This is a genomic window from Streptomyces sp. NPDC001027, assembly GCF_040299045.1.
In the GTDB taxonomy this organism is placed as follows: Bacteria; Actinomycetota; Actinomycetes; order Streptomycetales; family Streptomycetaceae; genus Streptomyces.
The window spans coordinates 1-1426 of record NZ_JBEPBI010000575.1 but is presented as its reverse complement, the minus strand read 5'-3'; the positions used below and the strand labels follow the sequence as shown (position 1 = coordinate 1426).

1 protein-coding gene is annotated in these 1426 nt (G+C 65.4%); it reads left to right on the top strand.

The window, feature by feature from the left end:
- Positions 1-49: 49 nt before the first annotated feature.
- Positions 50-1387: an IS630 family transposase gene (locus tag ABT300_RS44015; RefSeq protein ID WP_351688790.1), complete on the top strand. Its 1338-nt coding sequence runs from the start codon at positions 50-52 to the stop codon at positions 1385-1387.
- Positions 1388-1426 lie beyond the last annotated feature (39 nt).

The following is a 1426-nucleotide window of genomic DNA, read 5'->3' as shown; positions in this document are numbered from 1 at the left end:
CTAGTGTGATGCGCCTGAAATGGCGACTCTAAATCTGTATGCTTTTTTCATGGCGTCTCGGGGTCCTCGTGCTGTCGAAGTCGTGCTGTCCGTCGAGGAGCGTGCGGAGTTGTCGCACTGGGCGGGCGGCGCGGTCTCGCCTCGCGTGGCGGAGCGGGCCCGGATCATCCTGGCCTGTGCGGACGGGGCGTCAAACACCACTGTGGCAGCGGGCTTCGGGGTGAGTACGGAGACGGTGCGCAAGTGGCGCTCGCGGTTCGTGGCCCGGCGGATGGCGGGCCTGGTTGACGAGCCGCGGCCGGGCCGGCGCAAGCCGGAACTGGTGCTCTCCGAAGCTGAGCGTGCGGAGTTGACGCGCTGGGCGCGACGGGCGAAGACCGCGCAGTTCCTGGCCCTGCGGGCGAGGATCGTGCTGCGGTGCGCGGAAGGCGGAACGAACAAGGAGATCGCCGCCGAACTCGGCGTCTCGCACGGAACGGTGAACCGCTGGCGGTCGAGGTTCATCCGCTTGCGGCTGGACGGGCTGACCGACGAGCCGCGTCCCGGCCGGCCGCCCTCGATCCTGCTGGACCAGGTCGAGGACGTGCTCACCGCGACCTTGGAGTCCACCCCGGGCAGAGACACGCACTGGTCGCGGGCGTCGATGGCCCAACACTCCGGCCTGTCAAAGTCCACCATCGGGCGGATCTGGAAGAAGTTCGACCTCAAGCCGCATCTGCAGGATGCCTTCAAGCTCTCCACCGACCCGCAATTCGTCGCCAAGGTCGTCGACGTCGTCGGCCTGTACCACCACCCGCCCGAGAAGGCGGTCGTGCTCTGCGTGGACGAAAAGAGCCAAATCCAGGCGCTGGACCGCTCCCAGCCCGTACTCCCGATGATGCCGGGCATGCCCGAGCGTCGCACGCACGACTACTACCGGCACGGCATCACCAGCCTGTTCGCCGCCTTCAACATCGCCGATGGCACTGTCATATCGGCACTGCACCGACGCCACCGGGCGATCGAGTTCAAGAAGTTCCTGACCCGGATCGACAAGGCGGTGCCCGCCGGACTCGATGTCCACCTGGTCTGCGACAACTACGCCACCCACAACACCGCGGAGATCAGGACGTGGCTGGGCAAACACCCCCGCTTCCACGTCCATTTCACCCCCACCGGCTCCTCCTGGATGAACCAGGTCGAGCGGTGGTTCGGCCTCCTGACCGACAAGCTGATCCGCCGCGGCGTCCACACCTCCGTGAAGGCCCTCGAGCAAGACATCACCGCATGGATCGACACCTGGAACGAAAACCCACGGCCCTTCACCTGGACCAAGACCGCCGACGAGATCCTCAACTCGCTCGCCGACTACCTCACCAAAATCAACCCACCAACCACCAATACCTAACAGCAACTTAGAGTCGCCATTTCAGGCGCATCACACTAG

Excerpts from the sequence above, each read along its gene's own strand:
- ABT300_RS44015 (WP_351688790.1), top strand. The coding sequence starts at position 50 with ATGGCGTCTCGGGGTCCTCGTGCTGTCGAAGTCGTGCTGTCCGTCGAG.